Source organism: Streptomyces sp. NPDC001231, from assembly GCF_042896885.1.
In the GTDB taxonomy this organism is placed as follows: Bacteria; Actinomycetota; Actinomycetes; order Streptomycetales; family Streptomycetaceae; genus Streptomyces.
The window spans coordinates 22,974-41,058 of record NZ_JBIAXS010000018.1; the positions used below are offsets into that span (position 1 = coordinate 22,974).

The 18,085-nt window shown below is 68.3% G+C and carries 10 protein-coding genes; 9 read left to right on the forward strand and 1 reads right to left on the reverse strand.

Annotation, left to right across the window (positions count from 1 at the left end):
* Window positions 1-239 precede the first annotated feature (239 nt).
* Window positions 240-2,957, forward strand: coding sequence for an aconitate hydratase AcnA (gene acnA / locus ACFY3J_RS22060; RefSeq protein WP_384177175.1), 2,718 nt, complete (start codon window positions 240-242; stop codon window positions 2,955-2,957).
* Between the two features lie 273 nt (window positions 2,958-3,230).
* Here the strand turns inward: acnA and ACFY3J_RS22065 are convergent, their stop codons facing one another.
* Window positions 3,231-7,034, reverse strand: a complete 3,804-nt coding sequence (locus ACFY3J_RS22065) for a GH92 family glycosyl hydrolase (protein WP_390841546.1) — start codon at window positions 7,032-7,034, stop codon at window positions 3,231-3,233.
* Between the two features lie 458 nt (window positions 7,035-7,492).
* Here ACFY3J_RS22065 and ngcE point away from each other — a divergent pair, with 458 nt between their 5' ends.
* The 8 genes from ngcE to dxs all read left to right on the forward strand — a co-directional run bounded on the left by ngcE (window position 7,493) and on the right by dxs (window position 18,033).
* On the forward strand, window positions 7,493-8,941 hold the full coding sequence (ngcE, locus tag ACFY3J_RS22070) for an N-acetylglucosamine/diacetylchitobiose ABC transporter substrate-binding protein (protein ID WP_384177171.1): 1,449 nt from the start codon (window positions 7,493-7,495) through the stop codon (window positions 8,939-8,941).
* A 55-nt stretch (window positions 8,942-8,996) separates the two neighbouring features.
* On the forward strand, window positions 8,997-9,923 hold the full coding sequence (locus tag ACFY3J_RS22075) for a carbohydrate ABC transporter permease (RefSeq protein WP_141357336.1): 927 nt from the start codon (window positions 8,997-8,999) through the stop codon (window positions 9,921-9,923).
* Window positions 9,924-9,925: 2 nt separating this feature from the next.
* Window positions 9,926-10,849 carry a carbohydrate ABC transporter permease gene (locus ACFY3J_RS22080; protein ID WP_390841547.1) on the forward strand — a complete coding sequence of 308 codons (924 nt, stop codon included), beginning with the start codon at window positions 9,926-9,928 and terminating at the stop codon, window positions 10,847-10,849.
* 330 nt (window positions 10,850-11,179) lie between these two features.
* A complete protein-coding gene (locus tag ACFY3J_RS22085; RefSeq protein ID WP_384177166.1) occupies window positions 11,180-12,379 on the forward strand; it encodes an ROK family protein in 1,200 nt (399 codons plus the stop codon).
* Window positions 12,380-12,501: 122 nt separating this feature from the next.
* A complete protein-coding gene (locus ACFY3J_RS22090) occupies window positions 12,502-13,623 on the forward strand; it encodes a sugar ABC transporter substrate-binding protein (protein WP_384177164.1) in 1,122 nt (373 codons plus the stop codon).
* A gap of 200 nt (window positions 13,624-13,823) precedes the next feature.
* Window positions 13,824-14,615 (forward strand): ATP-binding cassette domain-containing protein, encoded by a 792-nt coding sequence (locus ACFY3J_RS22095; protein WP_384177162.1) that lies wholly within the window; start codon window positions 13,824-13,826, stop codon window positions 14,613-14,615.
* Window positions 14,612-15,904: a sugar ABC transporter permease gene (locus tag ACFY3J_RS22100; RefSeq protein ID WP_384177160.1), complete on the forward strand. Its 1,293-nt coding sequence runs from the start codon at window positions 14,612-14,614 to the stop codon at window positions 15,902-15,904. Before ACFY3J_RS22095 ends, ACFY3J_RS22100 begins: the two co-directional genes overlap by 4 nt.
* Before the next feature lie 191 nt (window positions 15,905-16,095).
* Window positions 16,096-18,033: a 1-deoxy-D-xylulose-5-phosphate synthase gene (dxs, locus tag ACFY3J_RS22105; protein ID WP_384177158.1), complete on the forward strand. Its 1,938-nt coding sequence runs from the start codon at window positions 16,096-16,098 to the stop codon at window positions 18,031-18,033.
* Window positions 18,034-18,085 lie beyond the last annotated feature (52 nt).

Sequence of the window (18,085 nt, forward strand, 5' to 3'; positions counted from 1 at the left end):
GCCGGGTGGCGTACCCACTCTCGGGGATCGGGCGTCCGTCGGCCAGTCCGGACCCGGTCCGCGCATGACCATTCGGCCCCCATGTACTAGAGTTATCTCGACATCGAGATATCTGCCGGGGTGCACCACAGTCGCCACACGGTAAGGCTTACCTGACTTAGCCTTACCTTACTGGATTGGTCGAGATGCCGTGGCGGCAGGATCGTGGTGGTAGGCGCACATGAATGAAGGAGACTGTCGTGTCGGCGAACAGCTTCGACGCCCGCAGCACGCTGCACGTGGGCGACGAGTCGTACGAGATCTTCCGGCTTGACAAGGTCGAGGGCTCGGCCCGACTGCCTTACAGCCTGAAGGTGCTGCTGGAGAACCTGCTCCGCACCGAGGACGGCGCGAACATCACCGCCGACCACATCCGTGCCCTCGGCAGCTGGGACTCCCAGGCCAAGCCGTCGCAGGAGATCCAGTTCACGCCGGCCCGCGTGATCATGCAGGACTTCACCGGCGTGCCCTGTGTCGTGGACCTCGCCACCATGCGCGAGGCCGTCAAGGAGCTCGGCGGCGACCCCGCGAAGATCAACCCGCTGGCCCCGGCCGAGCTGGTCATCGACCACTCCGTCATCGCCGACAAGTTCGGCACCAACGACGCCTTCAAGCAGAACGTCGAGCTCGAGTACGGCCGCAACAAGGAGCGCTACCAGTTCCTGCGCTGGGGCCAGACCGCCTTCGACGAGTTCAAGGTCGTCCCGCCCGGCACCGGCATCGTCCACCAGGTGAACATCGAGCACCTGGCCCGTGTCGTCATGGTCCGCGACGGCAAGGCCTACCCCGACACCCTCGTCGGCACCGACTCGCACACCACCATGGTCAACGGCCTCGGTGTCCTCGGCTGGGGCGTCGGCGGCATCGAGGCCGAGGCCGCCATGCTCGGCCAGCCGGTCTCCATGCTCATCCCGCGGGTCGTCGGCTTCAAGCTCACCGGCGAGCTGCCCACCGGCACCACCGCCACCGACCTGGTGCTGACCATCACCGAGATGCTGCGCAAGCACGGCGTGGTCGGCAAGTTCGTCGAGTTCTACGGCGAGGGCGTGGCCGCGACGAGCCTGGCCAACCGCGCCACCATCGGCAACATGTCGCCGGAGTTCGGCTCCACCGCCGCGATCTTCCCGATCGACGACGAGACCATCAACTACATGCGCCTGACCGGCCGCCCCGAGCAGCAGCTCGCGCTCGTCGAGGCGTACGCCAAGGAGCAGGGCCTCTGGCTGGACCCGAACGCCGAGCCGGACTACTCCGAGAAGCTCGAGCTGGACCTGTCCACCGTCGTGCCCTCCATCGCCGGCCCCAAGCGTCCGCAGGACCGCATCGTCCTGGCCAACGCCGCCGAGCAGTTCAAGCAGGACGTCCGCAACTACGTCGACAGCGTCGACGAGGCGGGCGTGGAGTCCTTCCCGGCCTCCGACGCCCCGGCCGTCCACCCCAACGGCACCCCGACCAACCTGGTCCAGGTCACCGCCCCCGACGGCACCACCTACGAGCTGGACCACGGCGCGGTCACCGTCGCGGCCATCACCTCCTGCACCAACACCTCCAACCCGTACGTCATGGTCGCCGCCGCGCTGGTGGCCAAGAAGGCGGTGGAGAAGGGCCTGACCCGCAAGCCGTGGGTCAAGACCACGCTGGCGCCGGGCTCCAAGGTCGTCATGGACTACTACGACAAGGCCGGCCTGACCCCGTACCTGGACAAGCTGGGCTTCAACCTCGTCGGCTACGGCTGCACCACCTGCATCGGCAACTCCGGCCCGCTGCCGGAGGAGGTCTCCAAGGCCGTCAACGATCACGACCTCGCGGTCACCTCGGTCCTCTCCGGCAACCGCAACTTCGAGGGCCGGATCAACCCCGACGTCAAGATGAACTACCTGGCGTCCCCGCCGCTGGTCGTCGCCTACGCCATCGCCGGCTCCATGAAGGTGGACATCACCCGGGACGCCCTCGGTGTCGACCAGGACGGCAACCCGGTCCACCTGAAGGACATCTGGCCGAGCGAGGCCGAGGTCAACGACGTCGTGGCCAACGCCATCGGCGAGGACATGTTCTCCAAGTCCTACTCCGACGTGTTCGCCGGCGACGCCCAGTGGCAGTCGCTGCCGATCCCGACCGGCAACACCTTCGAGTGGGACACCGAGTCCACCTACGTCCGCAAGCCCCCGTACTTCGAGGGCATGGGCATGGAGCCGGCCCCGGTCGAGGACATCGCCGGCGCCCGGGTGCTCGCCAAGCTGGGCGACTCGGTCACCACCGACCACATCTCCCCGGCCGGTGCCATCAAGGCCGACACCCCGGCGGGCCAGTACCTCACCGAGCACGGCGTCGAGCGCCGCGACTTCAACAGCTACGGCTCCCGCCGTGGCAACCACGAGGTCATGATCCGGGGTACGTTCGCCAACATCCGCCTGCGCAACCAGATCGCGCCGGGCACGGAAGGCGGCTACACCCGCGACTTCACGCAGGGCGGCGGACCGGTCTCCTTCATCTACGACGCCTCGCGCAACTACATCGAGCAGGGCATCCCGCTGGTCGTCCTGGCCGGCAAGGAGTACGGCTCCGGCTCGTCCCGCGACTGGGCCGCGAAGGGCACCGCGCTGCTCGGCGTCAAGGCCGTCATCGCCGAGTCTTACGAGCGCATCCACCGCTCGAACCTCATCGGCATGGGCGTCCTGCCGCTCCAGTTCCCGGAGGGCCGGACGGCCGAGTCCCTCGGCCTGACCGGCGAGGAGACCTTCTCCATCACCGGTGTCACCGAGCTCAACGACGGCCGCACGCCGAGCACGATGAAGGTCACCACCGACAGCGGTGTCGAGTTCGACGCGGTCGTCCGCATCGACACCCCCGGTGAGGCGGACTACTACCGCAACGGCGGCATCATGCAGTACGTCCTGCGCAACCTGATCGGCAAGTAACCGGTCCGGTAGGGCAGTTGGGCCGCATCCCCGGAAACGGGGTTGCGGCCCTCGCTCTTTCGCACCAGACGTTTACAGGAGCCCCCGTCCGCGCTAGCTTCACCGGCAGTGAGGTGGGAGCGCTCCCACGGCGGCGGACCGGAACCTGCCGCCCGGGGTTCTCCCACCTCGCCCGCCGCCGGTGGTGCTTGGCGACCGGGATTCATGTGCAGTGCCGAACTGGAAGGGGCGGGCCCGGCGGGCCCGCCCCTTCCTCATGCCGGATGCTCGGCGTCAGGCCAGCAGCTCCACCTCCGCCAGCGTCGAGGCGCCGTCCAGGACCAGGCGGTACTTCTGGTAGGTGCCCGGAGAGGCGATGGTGAAGGGCCGGGTCTGCTTGCCCCAGGCGAAGGACTCGCCCGAGCGCCGGTCCACCGTCTTCCAGGTCGTGCCGTCGGCGGACGCCTGGAGGGTCCAGCCGGCCGGGGCCTTGGCGCGGTCGCCGGACGAGGTCAGGGTGTACTGGACGGCCTTGACGGCACCGGCGACCGGCAGGTCCACCGTCGTCACCGCGGCCTCCGTCGACGAGGTGTCGTCGAACAGCGCCCCGTCGCCCTTCAGCACGTCCGCCCGGGGGCTCGGCGTCTTGTCGCCGGTCGTGATCGACACCGGCGCCGCGTCCTTGCCCGTGCCCCACGAGGAGGGCCGCGGACCCATGTCGAACTGGAGGACACCGCCCTTCGACAGCAGGGAGTGGGGCAGGCTCGTCGAGTTCCACGCCTTGCCGTTGAACCGCACGCCCTGCACGTACACGTTCTTCGCGCTGTTCTTCGGGGCCTGGATCACCAGATCGCGGCCGCCGTCCAGATGCACCGTCGCCTTGGTGAACAGCGGGGAGCCGATGGCGTACTCGCCGCCGCCCATGACCAGCGGGTAGAAGCCGAGCGCGGAGAACAGGTACCAGGCCGACTGCTCGCCGTTGTCCTCGTCGCCGTGGTAGCCCTGGCCGATCTCGCTGCCGACGTACAGCCGGGAGAGCGCCTCACGGACGTTCGCCTGCGCCTTCCACGGCTGCCCCGCCGCGTCGTACATGTAGATCACGTGGTGGGCGACCTGGTTGGAGTGACCGTACTGGCCCATCCGCACGTCCCGTGCCTCGGTCATCTCGTGGATGACGCCGCCGTAGGACCCGACGAACTCCGGGGAGGCCGTCTCGGGAGTGGTGAAGTACGTGTCGAGCTTCTCCGCCAGGCCCTTTTGCCCGCCGTACAGGTTCGCCAGGCCGCGGCTGTCCTGCGGGGCGGTGAAGGCGTAGCCCCAGCCGTTGGTCTCCGTGTAGTCGTAGCCCCACACGCGCGGGTCGTACTTCGACGCGTCGAGGCGCCAGTCGCCCCGGGCGTTGCGGCCCTGGAAGAAGCCGACCCGGGAGTCGAACAGGTTCACGTAGTCCTGCGCCCGGTTGAGGAAGTAGTCGGCCTCCTCCTTGTAGTGCTTCTCGCCCGTCTTCTTGTAGAGGGCCTCGCCCATCTTCGCGATGCCGTAGTCGTTGACGTAGCCCTCCATCGCCCAGGACAGGCCCTCGCCGGTGGCCGTGCTGGTGTAGCCGAGGAAGGGGGAGGTCGCCATGCCCTTGCGGCCCACGCCCGAGGACGGCGGCACCACGGTGGCGTTCTTCAGGGCCGCTTCGTAGGCCGCCTCGGCGTCCATCGGCACGCCCTTGACGTACGCGTCCGCGAAGGCCACGTCCGAGGAGGTGCCGGTCATCAGGTCGGCGTAGCCGGGGGAGGACCAGCGCGAGGTCCACCCGCCGTCCTTGTACCCCTGCACGAAGCCGTCGGCCATCTCACCGGCCTGACCGGGTGTCAGCAGCGAGTACGCCGGCCAGGTGGTCCGGTAGGTGTCCCAGAAGCCGTTGTTGACGTACACCTTGCCGTCGACGATCTTCGCGCCGGTGCGGGTCGGCGTGTCCTGGCTCGGCATCGGCGAGAACGGGGAGGCGTACTGGTACTTCCCGCCGACCTTCTCGAAGCCGGAGTTCGGGTACAGGTACAGCCGGTACATGCTGGAGTAGAGCGTGGTCAGCTGGTCGGGCGTGGCGCCCTGGACCTCGACCTTGCCGAGCAGCTTGTCCCAGGTCCGCTGGGCGGACGCCTTGACGGCGTCGAAGGAGGTGCCGTCCGGGACCTCCTGGCGCAGGTTGTCCTTCGCCTGGTCGACGCTGATGAGGGAGGTGGCGAGGCGCAGGGTGACCGTGCGGTCCTTGCCCGCGTCGAAGCGCAGGTAGCCCTTGACGCCGCTCGACGAGCCGTCCTTCACGGGCTTGTCGAAGACGCCGTAGACGAACAGCCGGGTGGCGCCGGTGGACAGCCCGGACTTGACGTCCGAGTAGCCGGTGACGACACCGTGCTCCTGGTCCAGGGTGAGGCCGGCCTGCTCGGTGACGTTGTCGAACAGCACGCTCGCGTCGTCGCCCGGGTAGGTGAAGCGCAGGACGGCCGCGTGGTCGGTCGGCGTCATCTCCGCCTTGACGCCGTTCTCGAAGCGCACCCCGTAGTAGTACGGCCGCGCGGTCTCGTTCTCGTGCCGGAAGGCGACCGCGCGGGCGGTGCGGCCGGTGTCCGGGGTGCCCGCGGCGGCGGACGGCATCACCTGGAAGGTCTGCCGGTCGCCCATCCAGGGGCTCGGCTCGTGGCTCGCGCTGAACGCCTGGATCGTCGGCAGGTTGTCGTCGTTGTTCGCGCGCGCGTACTCGTACAGCCAGCTCAGCGAGGACGCGTTGGTCACCGGCGTCCAGAAGTTGAAGCCGTGCGGCAGGGCGGTCGCGGGGAAGTTGTTGCCGCGCGAGAAGCTGCCGCTGGAGTTGGTGCCGCGGGTGGTCAGCGCGTAGTCCGACAGGTGCGCCTTCGGCTTCTCCTGCGGCGTCTGCTTGATCACCACGTCGTCCAGCCAGCCGCGGAACTTCGCGGGGCCGGTGGGGGAGTCGTAGGCGAGGAGGACCCGGTCGATGGTCTTGCCCGCCGCGACCGAACCGATCCGGGAGGCCACGTTGTTCCACTGGTTGACGTACAGCGTCTTGGCCGCGCCCTGGCCCTGCGGGCTCAGGGTGAAGCCGTGCTGGTCGGTCGCGCCGAGGCCGCTCAGATAGGTGCCGTCGGTGAAGGCGAGGTCGACGGCGACGTTGGTGGCGTCGTAGTCGCGGTCGCCGTCGGCCATCGACGGGTAGAGGCGGTACGACAGCTGCGTGTCGGGCAGCACCTTGACGTTGACGTCGAAGATCTTGTTGTACGAGTACGCCCGGTCCTTCGCGGTGTGCCGGCCCGCGTACCGCAGGGCCCGCTTGCCCGTGTAGCCGGCGCCCGACTTCGCGGTCGGGGAGCCGCTCGGGCCGCGGTCGACCAGCGAGAGCATGTCCTGCGGGACCGGCGCGTCGTCGCCGCCGGTGGAGAACTGCACGTCGGCGAGCTGGAGTATGTCCGAGGCGCCGTTGTTCCTGGTGACGTCGAGCCGGAAGTGCTGGTACTCGGCCGGTTCGGCCAGGTTGTAGGTCCTGGTCTGGAACCGCTCGGAGAAGTTCTCCCCGGTGCGGGTGTCGAGGGTCTTCCAGTCCTTGCCGTCGGTGGAGCCCTTCAGGGTCCAGTCCTTCGGGTCGCGCCCGTCGAAGTCGTTGGCGGAGGTGAGGGCGTACCGGACGATCTTCTGCGGTTCGTCGAAGTCGAACTCGACCCAGCCGGTGGGCGCGAACGTCAGCCACTTGGTGCCGGACTCGCCGTCGACGAGGTTCTCCTTCACCTCCCCGCCGCCCGTGTTCTCCCCGCTGGCCCGGACCTCGGTGATGTGGTCGTCCACATTGCCCGGGATACCGGTGCTGTAGCCGCCGTCCACGCCCGAGGCGCGCTTGCCGCCGCCGGTGGCGGTGTCGACCGTGTTCAGCCAGTCCGGTGCCGGATCGCCGGCCTCGAACGAGGAGCTGAACTCCCGGTCGGCGGCCGGGGGCTTGCCAGGCAGGGCGACCGCGGCCCCCTGCGAGCCGGCTGCCGTGACGAAGGCGGCCGTGACGACGACCGCCGGACCCCATCTGTGCCGTACTCTGCGCTGCATGCGCGGCGTCCCTCCCTGCGTTCGGACAACGTTGTCAGCTCTTTACGCAAGGACCAGTAGGGAGCCAAGTGGCCAGTGATGTCAAGGGTGTTGGGTGTGGCATTCGGACCCAAAGGCACGGATATCTCCGTCAACGGAAGCCCACAGACGGCTCATATTCTGCGTGAGGTCTCAACTCGGAAAAGACCCGCGGTGAACCTTGCTCTCGATCTTGCTCCGTTGACGGGAAGTGGACTATACCTGTCGGCGTCCGCGCGACCGTGAGAACGGCCGGAAGCGGACCCGGGGGAGTCGGAAAGGGTGGTTCGACGTGTGAAACGCGTCCGCCTCCTTGTCTTCCGTCCGATCCCGGTAGATGACGCACGAAGTACTTCCTGCACGACCCAGCTTGACCCGACCGCGGTGCCGGGGAGGATCCGGTTCACCGCCTGAGTCCTGGAGAAGGCGAGGACTTGAGCATGGGATCCACTTCCGCCGAGCACCCCGGAGGCGTCGGCCGCCGGGCTCTGATCAAGCGGTCCGCCGCACTCGGTCTCATCAGCGTTCCCGCGATGGGCTTCCTGTCCGCCTGCGCCAGTGGTGGTGGCGGTGGCGGCCAGGAAAAGGCCAAGACGGGCAAGAAGACCGAGAAGAACCCGCTCGGTGTCAACGACACCGCGCAGATGGAATTCGTCCTGTTCGACGGCGGCTTCGGCAAGGAGTACGCCGAGGACGCCGTGAAGATCTACCAGAAGGACTTCCCCAAGGCGAAGACCAAGTTCGCCGCCACGCAGAAGATCCAGTCGACGCTCCAGCCGCGCTTCAACCAGGGCAACCCGCCGGACCTCATCGACAACTCCGGCGCGGAGCAGATGGACATGGGCGTCCTCGTGGGCAAGAACCAGCTCGCGGACCTCACCCCGCTGCTGGACGCCGCGTCCTACGACGACCCGAGCAAGAAGGTCCGCGACACCCTGCGCCCGGGCATCGTGGAGATGGGCCAGTTCGACGGCCAGCCGGTCTGGATCCTGTACTACGCCTACACCGTCTACGGCGTGTGGTACTCGCAGAAGGCCCTGGACTCGCTGGACGAGAAGTACCCGGAGACCTGGGACGAGATGCTCAAGGTCTGCGAGAAGGCCAAGAAGAAGGGCATGGCCGGCTGGACCTACGCCGGCAAGTACCCCTACTACCTGCCCTTCTCGCTCTACCCGATGATCGGCAAGGTCGGCGGCCGCGACGTCCTGGACGCCATCGACAACCTCGAGCCCAACGCCTGGAAGCACCCGGCGGTCAAGGCCTGCTTCGAGGCCTACTACGAGCTCTTCCAGAAGGGCTACATCCTCAAGGGCACCCCGGGCCTGGACCACATCCAGTCGCAGACCGCCTGGGCCAAGGGCAAGGCGCTGTTCATCCCGAACGGCTCCTGGGTGGAGAACGAGTCCGCGAACGTCATCCCGGCCGACTTCGACCTGGCCGTCTCCGCGCCCACCGGCATCGACAGCTCCGACAAGATGCCGTTCGGCACCATCTGGGCCTCCGGCGGCGAGCCGTTCATCGTCCCGGCCAAGGCCAAGAACCCCGAGGGCGGCATGGAACAGCTGCGCATCATGCTCAGCGAGGCCTCCTCGAAGAACTTCACCTCCAAGGTGAAGTCGCTCACCGCGTACAACGGCGGTACGGACGGCATTCCGCTCACCCCCGGACTGAAGTCCGGAGTCGCGGCGCTGGACAAGGCCGGCTCCAACGTGGTGAACCCGCGGCTCCAGGACTGGTACGTGCAGCTCCAGAAGGAGAAGATCGGTGTGTCGGGCATCGGCGAGATGATGGCCGGCCGCCTCACCCCGGCCGAGGCCATCAAGAAGATCCAGGGCTTCGCCGACGAGGCCGCCAAGGACCAGTCGATCAAGCACTACAAGCACCAGTAGTCCTGAGGATCCGTCACCAGCGGTACCACCCGCCCAGAGATCGGGGTCGGCAGCAATGCAGCACGGCAAGTACCGGTTCATCGTGGGGTTCCTCGCGGTCCCCCTCGGGCTGTACGCGCTTTTCGTCATCTGGCCGTTCATCCAGTCCATCTACTACTCGTTCACGGACTGGACCGGTCTGAGCCCCGATTTCCAGATGGTCGGCTTCGACAACTACCAGAGGATGCTCCACGACGACATCTTCTGGAAGTCGTTGCAGCACAGCCTGTTGTTCGCTCTGGTGCTTCCGCTGGTGACGATCGGCCTGGCGCTGTTCTTCTCCTTCATGATCAATGTGGGCGGGCGGCGCCGCCGGGGCGGGCCGGCGATCTCCGGCGTCCGCGGCTCCTCGTTCTACAAGATCGTCTACTTCTTCCCGCAGGTACTGTCGATCGCCATCGTGGCCCTGCTGTTCGCGTTCGCTTACAACCCGGACAGCGGCGCGATCAACTCCGTGCTGCGCGGGATCGGGCTCGGCAGCGTCCAGCCGCTGTGGCTGGGCGACCCGGGCCTCGCGCTGTGGTGCGTGATGGGGGTGCTGGTCTGGTCCACGGTCGGCTTCTTCGTGGTCCTGTTCTCGGCCGGTATGGCCTCCATCCCGGCGGACCTGTACGAGGCCGCGCTGCTGGACGGCGCCAGCCGGTTCACCACCTTCTTCCGGATCACCCTGCCGCTGCTGTGGGACACCGTGCAGTCCGGCTGGGTGTACATGGGCATCCTCGCCCTCGGGGCGGAGTCGTTCGCGGTCGTACAGATCATGACGACCGGGCCGGGCGGCCCCGACTACTCGACCACCGTCATGGTCCTGTACGTGTACCAGAAGGCGTTCCGTGACGGTCAGGCCGCCTACGCCACCACGATCGGCGTCGCCCTGCTCATCGTCACGCTGGCCTTCGCGGCCGTCGTGATGCGGCTGGGCCGGCGCGAGCGGCTGGAGTTCTGACGATGAAAACGACCGAGTCCCCCGCCCCCGTTCCGGCCGAGTCCGGTGTCGGTCTCGCCACGGCCGGCGCACCGGCCGAAAAGCCGGGCGGACGGAAGAAGGACGGCTCCGTCCTCAACGTCTTCTCGCACGGCATTCTGATCATCTGGGCGATCATGGTGGTCATGCCGCTGGTCTGGGCGGTGATGACGTCCTTCAAGGACGACAACTCCATCTTCAGCTCGCCCTGGGCGCTGCCCGACAAACTCCACTTCGACAACTGGGCGCGGGCCTGGACCGATGCCAATATGAGCGAATACTTCCTCAACACCATTCTGGTGGTGGGCGGTTCGCTCGTCGGCACCCTGGTGCTCGGTTCGATGGCGGCGTATGTGCTGGCCCGTTTCGACTTTCCGGGCAACCGCTTCATCTACTACCTCTTCATCGGCGGCATGAGTTTTCCGATCATGCTGGCCCTGGTCCCGCTGTTCTACGTCGTGAACAACATGGGACTGCTGAACACCATTCACGGCCTGATCCTGGTCTACATCGCCTATTCACTGCCGTTCACGGTGTTCTTCCTGACCGCGTTCTTCCGGACCCTGCCGAGCTCGGTGGCGGAGGCTGCCTTCGTGGACGGGGCCTCGCACACCCGGACGTTCTTCCAGATCATGCTGCCCATGGCCAAGCCCGGCCTGATCAGCGTGGGGATCTTCAACTTCCTGGGGCAGTGGAACCAGTACATGCTGCCGACGGTGCTCAACACCGACCCGGACAAGCACGTGCTCACCCAGGGCCTGGTGCAGCTGGCCGTGAGCCAGGGCTACAAGGGCGACTGGTCCGGTCTCTTCGCCGGACTGGTGATGGCGATGCTGCCGGTGCTCGCCGCGTACATCGTCTTCCAGCGCCAGGTGGTGCAGGGGCTCACGGCGGGCGCCCTGAAGTAGCCCCCGGCGCCCGCGAGCGCCGCCCCGTGCCTCCTGCCGCCCTCCGCGCGTCGCCCTCCGGTGTTCCGGTGCCGAGGCCTGTCCCGTGCGGGCAGCGCCCGGCGGTCCGCCGCCCGTGTACGCCGCCCCCGCCGCCCCCTCCGGGGCCGTGCGGGGGCGGCTCACGCATGTCCGCACAGGTGTGCGTGACACGGCTCCATCAGCGTGTCCAAGGACCCGGATACGGTTCAACCTCTTGACGGGAGGGGACCCGAACAGCTCAGCTTAGAGTTCACTAGTTGGACATTGGACGGGGCCTCGCCGAAGCGGCCCCGCGCTCAGGAGGTCGTCGTGGAGACGCCAGGGTCGCAGTCGTCGCTGCACCGAGCCAACCTGGAGCGGGTCGTACGTGCCGTGCGCCTTGCCGGATCACTCACGCAGGCGGAGATCGCGCGGACCACGGGCCTGTCCGCGGCGACGGTCTCCAATATCGTGCGCGAACTCAAGGACGGTGGAACGGTCCAGGTCACGCCCACTTCCGCGGGCGGGCGCCGGGCCCGCAGCGTGTCCCTGAGCGGGGACGCCGGCATCGTGATCGGCGTCGATTTCGGGCACACGCACCTGCGGGTCGCCATAGGGAACCTCGCCCACCAGGTGCTGGCCGAGGAGTCCGAGCCGCTGGACGTGGACGCCTCCTCCACGCAGGGCTTCGACCGGGCGGAAGAGCTGGTCAACCGCCTGATCGCGGCCACGGGCGTCGACCGTTCCAAGATCGCCGGCGTGGGTGTCGGCGTACCCGGCCCGATCGACGTCGAGTCCGGCACGCTGGGCTCCACGGCCATCCTGCCGGGCTGGACGGGCGTCAAGCCCGCCGAGGAGCTGCGGGGGCGCCTCGGCGTGCCGGTGCACGTGGACAACGACGCCAACCTGGGCGCTCTGGGCGAGCTGGTCTGGGGCAGCGGCCGGGGCGTGCGCGACCTGGCCTACATCAAGATCGCCAGCGGGGTCGGCGCGGGCCTGGTGATCAGCGGCAGGATCTACCGCGGCCCCGGCGGCACGGCGGGTGAGATCGGGCACATCACGCTCGACGAGTCCGGCCCGGTCTGCCGCTGCGGGAACCGCGGCTGCCTGGAGACCTTCACCGCCGCCGGGTACGTGCTCCCGCTGCTCCGGCCCAGTCACGGCACCGACCTGACCATGGAGGGCGTCGTACGGCTGGCGCGGGAGGGCGACCCGGGCTGCCGCCGGGTGATCGCCGACGTCGGCCGCCACATCGGCAGCGGAGTCGCCAATCTCTGCAACCTGCTCAACCCCAGCCGAGTGGTGCTCGGCGGCGATCTCGCCGAGGCCGGTGAGCTGGTGCTGGGCCCGATCAGGGAGTCGGTCGGACGGTACGCCATCCCCAGTGCCGCGCGTCAACTCTCCGTGCTTCCCGGGGCACTCGGGGGTCGCGCCGAAGTACTCGGGGCGCTCGCCCTGGCGTTGAGCGAGATGGGCGATTCGACACTTTTGGACGGCACGCTGCACGCGGCCACTCCTGCCTTCACTTAGAGAACGGATGGCACCGTTGCCATCTCGTTAAGGATTTACTTCTTGACGTCGCACGCGCGGCCGAGTTGACTTCCAGCCACCTCGGCCGCAACGACGCGGCCTCGTCAGGGAGGTTTGAAGAAGTGAACACGCGTATGCGTCGTGCGGCTTTCGCCGTTGCTGCTGGTGCCATGGCCGTCTCGCTCGCCGCCTGTGGCAGTGCCAAGGAGTCCGGTGGCGACTCCTCCAAGTCGGCCGGCAGCGAGAAGAAGGGCGACGACATCAAGGTCGGCCTTCTCCTGCCGGAGAACCAGACCGCTCGTTACGAGAAGTTCGACAAGCCGATCATCGAGAAGCAGATCGCGGAGCTGACGAACGGCAAGGGCAAGGTCGAGTACCTCAACGCCAAGGAGGACGCGACCCTCCAGGCGCAGCAGATCGACACGATGATCACCAAGAAGGTCGACGTGCTGATCCTCGACGCGGTCGACTTCAAGGCCGTCGCCGCGGGCGTGAAGAAGGCGAAGGAGAACGGCATCCCGGTCGTCGCCTACGACCGCCTCGCCGAGGGCCCGATCGCCGCCTACACCTCGTTCGACAACGAGGAGGTCGGCAAGGCTCAGGGTGAGGCCCTGCTGAAGGCCATGGGTGACAAGGCCAAGTCCGGCAAGATCGTCATGATGAACGGCGCCGTGACCGACCCGAACGCCGCGCAGTTCAAGAAGGGCGCCCACGCCGCCCTCGACGGCAAGGTGACCATCGGCAAGGAGTACGACACCAAGCAGTGGAAGCCGGAGAACGCCAACGCCAACATGGAGGGCGCCATCTCCGCCCTCGGCAAGGACAAGATCGTCGGCGTCTACTCCGCCAACGACGGCATGGCGGGCGGCATCATCACCGCGCTCAAGGGCGCGGGCCTCAAGACGCTTCCCCCGGTCACCGGCCAGGACGCGGAACTCGCGGGTGTGCAGCGCATCGTGACCGGTGAGCAGTACATGAGCGTCTTCAAGTCGTACCCCCAGGAGGCCGAGACCGTCGCCAAGATGGCCGTCTCGATCGCCAAGACCGGCAAGCTCGACAGCTCGCTGACGACGAGCACCGTCGACAGCGGTACCGACAAGGGCATCCCGGCGGTCATCGTCCCCGTCGTCTCGCTGACGAAGGACAACATCAAGGACACGGTCATCGACCAGGGTTACTACACGCTCGGCGAGATCTGCACGGCCAAGTACAAGGCCGCCTGCGACAAGATCGGCCTGAAGTAACACCTCCGGGGCCGCCCGAGCGGCGGCCCCGCCGACCTGCACGGGACACCGCGTCCATCGAACACGCGGCCCCGTGTCGGCTCGTCCGGCGCCCTGCCGCCGACAGCCCCGCAGCACAACGGCGGGGCGCCGGACGGAACACCCCCCTCACTCCTCTTGTATCAACCTCCCGCCGGGGTCAGGCTCGGGCGGCGAAGGAGATGGTTCACGTGTCCGCTACGCCCGTGCTGGCGTTGCGCGGGGTCTCCAAGCGATTCGGTGCTGTCCAGGCGCTCACCGACGTAGAGCTTGAGGTCCACGCCGGAGAGGTGGTCGCCCTCGTCGGCGACAACGGCGCCGGAAAGTCCACCCTTGTCAAGACGATCGCGGGCGTGCACCCCATCGATGACGGTGTCATCGAGTGGGAGGGCAACCCCGTCACGGTCAACCGGCCGCACGACTCCCAGAACCTGGGCATCGCGACGGTCTACCAGGACCTCGCCCTGTGCGACAACATCGACGTCGTCGGCAACCTGTTCCTCGGCCGCGAGATCAAGCGCCGCGGTGTCCTGGACGAGGTCGAGATGGAGCGCCGCTCGCGCGATCTGCTCCAGACCCTGTCCATCCGCATCCCCAGCGTGCGCATCCCGATCGCCTCGCTCTCCGGCGGTCAGCGCCAGGTCGTGGCCATCGCCCGCTCCATGCTCGGCGAGCCCAAGCTGGTCATCCTCGACGAGCCGACGGCCGCCCTCGGCGTCGAGCAGACCGCGCAGGTCCTCGACCTCGTCGAGCGGCTGCGTGAGCGCGGCCTCGCGGTCATCCTCATCAGCCACAACATGGCCGATGTGAAGGCCGTCGCCGACAAGGTCGCCGTCCTCCGGCTCGGCCGCAACAACGGCGTCTTCGAGGTGAAGACCACCTCGCAGGAAGAGATCATCTCCGCCATCACCGGTGCCACGGACAACGCCGTGACCCGTCGTGCGGCGCGCACCAACGCGGAGGCTGAGAAGTGAGCATCGACAAGTCCCAGGCCGCTCCCGCCGACGCCGTCGTGGACGCGCCCGCCGCCGCGGCCGACGCCGCCCCCGCCGTCGACCCCCGTCTGCTCGTGCGCGAGCAGGGATTCGCCGGCTACCTCGGCGAGTTCAAGCGCAAGATGCGCGCCGGCGACCTCGGAGCCATCCCGGTCGTCATCGGCCTCATCGCCATCTGCGCGATCTTCCAGAGCCTCGACTCGGCCTTCCTGGGCGCGGAGAACCTCAACAACATCTTCGTCGCCATGGTGGCCACCGGCATGATGTCGGTCGGCATCATCTTCGTGCTGCTGCTCGGTGAGATCGACCTGTCGGTCGGCTCCGTCTCCGGTGTCTCCTCGGCCATCATGGCCGTGATGAGCGTCACCCACGGCGTGAACGAGTGGCTCGCCGTCGTCAGCGCCCTCGCGGCCGGCGCGGTCATCGGCGCCCTGCACGGCTTCTTCTTCGCCCGCATCGGTGCGCCCGCGTTCGCGGTGACCCTGGCCGGTCTGCTGTTCTGGAACGGCTTCATGCTCCAGGTCCTGGGCGCCAACGGCACGATCAACATCGACGGCGACGGCGTGGTCGGCAAGCTCACCACGTACTACTTCTCGGACGTGGCAGCCGCCTACCTCCTGGCCGTCGTCGCGGTCGCCGGATACTTCCTGTCGGCCTTCTTCGGCAACCGCCGCCGCGAGGCCGCGGGCGTCCCGTCCCGCCCGCTGAGCGACATAGTGCTGCGCACCGTGCTGCTCGCGATCGCGGCGTTCGCCGTCGCGATCATGTTCAACCAGTACAAGGGCCTGCCGCTCGCGGTGCTGCTCTTCGCGATCGTCCTGGTCGGCAGCGACTTCGTGCTGCGCCGCACCGCGTACGGCCGCAAGGTCTTCGCGCTCGGCGGCAGCGTCGAGGCCTCCCGCCGTGCCGGTATCAACGTCACCGCGGTCCGTGTCTCGGTCTTCGCCATCGCGGGCCTGTTCGCCTCGGTCGGCGGTCTCTTCTGGGCCTCCAAGATCGCGGCCGCCAACCAGAGCGCCGGCTCCGGTGACCTGCTGATGAACGTCATCGCCGCGGCCGTCATCGGTGGCACCAGCCTCTTCGGTGGCCGGGGCCGCACCTGGAACGCGCTGCTCGGTGTACTCGTGATCACGTCGATCCAGTACGGCCTCGCCCTGCAGGGCATCGCCACCCCGATCCAGTACATGATCACCGGTGGTGTGCTTCTCGCCACGGTCGTCATCGACTCGGTCACCCGCAAGACCCAGAAGTCGGCCGGACGCGCCTGAGCGCCGCCCGCACCAGGACCGTGCCCGGCACCGACGACGGTGCCGGGCACGGCCGTGTCTGACAGTCCTTTCGCTGGGTACCGCCGTTCGCGTGACGTACGACCCCCGGCCCGGACACCGGGCGCTCGGGCGGAACATTAGACTCGACGAGCCCGGCAACAGCTCGATCAGCTCTACGCAAGGAGGCACGGGTGCCGCTGCTGACCCGCATCAGGGGACCGCGCGATCTGGACCGGCTCAGCCTGGAGGAGCTGGACCAGCTGGCGCAGGAGATCCGGACCTTCCTCGTCACCGAGGTCTCCAAGACCGGCGGCCACCTCGGCCCGAACCTCGGTGTGGTGGAGCTGACCATCGCCCTTCACCGGGTCTTCCACTCGCCGAAGGACAAGGTGCTGTGGGACACCGGCCACCAGTCCTACGTGCACAAGCTGCTCACCGGCCGCCAGGACTTCTCCAAGCTGAAGATGAAGGGCGGCCTGTCGGGCTACCCCTCGCAGGCCGAGTCCGAGCACGACGTCATCGAGAACAGCCACGCCTCCACCGTGCTGGGCTGGGCCGACGGCATCGCGAAGGCCAACCAGCTGCTCGAGCGGGACAGCCACGTCGCCGCGGTCATCGGCGACGGCGCGCTGACCGGCGGCATGGCCTGGGAGGCGCTGAACAACATCGCCGACGCCAAGGACCGCCCGCTCGTCATCGTCGTCAACGACAACGAGCGCTCCTACGCGCCCACCATCGGCGGCCTCGCCAACCACCTGGCGACCCTGCGCACCACCGACGGCTACGAGCGCTTCCTGGCCCGCACCCGTGAGGTGCTCGAGCGCACCCCGGTCGTCGGCAGACCGCTGTACGAGACCCTGCACGGCGCCAAGAAGGGCCTGAAGGACTTCATCGCCCCGCAGGGCATGTTCGAGGACCTGGGCCTGAAGTACGTGGGCCCCATCGACGGCCACGACATCGAGGCCCTCGAGTCGGCGCTGGCCCGCGCCAAGCGGTTCGGCGGTCCCGTCATCGTGCACTGCCTCACCGAGAAGGGCCGCGGCTACCAGCCCGCCCTCCAGGACGAGGCCGACCGCTTCCACGCCGTGGGGAAGATCCACCCCGACACCGGGCTGCCGATCGCCACCTCCGGCGCCGACTGGACCTCCGTCTTCGGCGACGAGATGGTCAGGCTCGGCAAGGAGCGGAAGGACATCGTCGCCATCACCGCGGCCATGCTCCAGCCGGTCGGCCTGGACAAGTTCGCCAAGGCCTTCCCGGACCGGGTTTACGACGTCGGCATCGCCGAGCAGCACGGCGCCGTGTCCGCGGCCGGCCTGGCCCACGCCGGGGTGCACCCCGTCTTCGCCGTCTACGCCACCTTCCTCAACCGCGCCTTCGACCAGGTCCTGATGGACGTGGCCCTGCACAAGTGCGGGGTCACCTTCGTCCTGGACCGGGCCGGTGTCACCGGCACCGACGGCGCCTCCCACAACGGCATGTGGGACATGTCGATCCTTCAGGTCGTCCCGGGACTGCGGCTGGCCGCCCCGCGCGACGCCGACCAGGTCCGCGCCCAGCTCCGCGAGGCCGTCGAGGTCGAGGACGCGCCGACCGTGGTCCGCTTCTCCAAGGGCGCCGTCGGTCCCGCCGTACCCGCGGTGGGCCGTGTCGGCGGCATGGACGTACTGCGCGAGCCCGGCACCGAGACCCCGGACGTCCTGCTCGTCTCCGTCGGCGCCCTGGCCCCGATGTGTCTCGAGGTGGCCACGCTCCTCGACAAGCAGGGCATCACCACCACCGTCGTCGACCCGCGCTGGGTCAAGCCCGTCGACGATGCCATGGCGCCGCTCGCCGCGCGGCACCGCGTGGTCGTCACCGTCGAGGACAACTCCCGTGTCGGCGGTGTCGGCTCGGCGATCGCCCAGGCCCTGCGGGACGCGGGCGTGGACGTGCCGCTGCGCGACTTCGGCATTCCGCCGCGCTTCCTCGACCACGCCTCCCGCAACGAGGTGCTGGTGGAGATCGGGCTGACCGCGCCGGACATCGCCCGTCAGGTCACGGGCCTGGTCTCCAAGCTGGACGGCCGGTTCGAGCGGCCGGAGACCGAGACGGGGGTCGACGCGGCGGTGCAGTCCGTGCGCGACTGACCACCGGGACCTCCCCGACGCGGTACGGGCCGGTCGCTCCCCCTCTTACGGG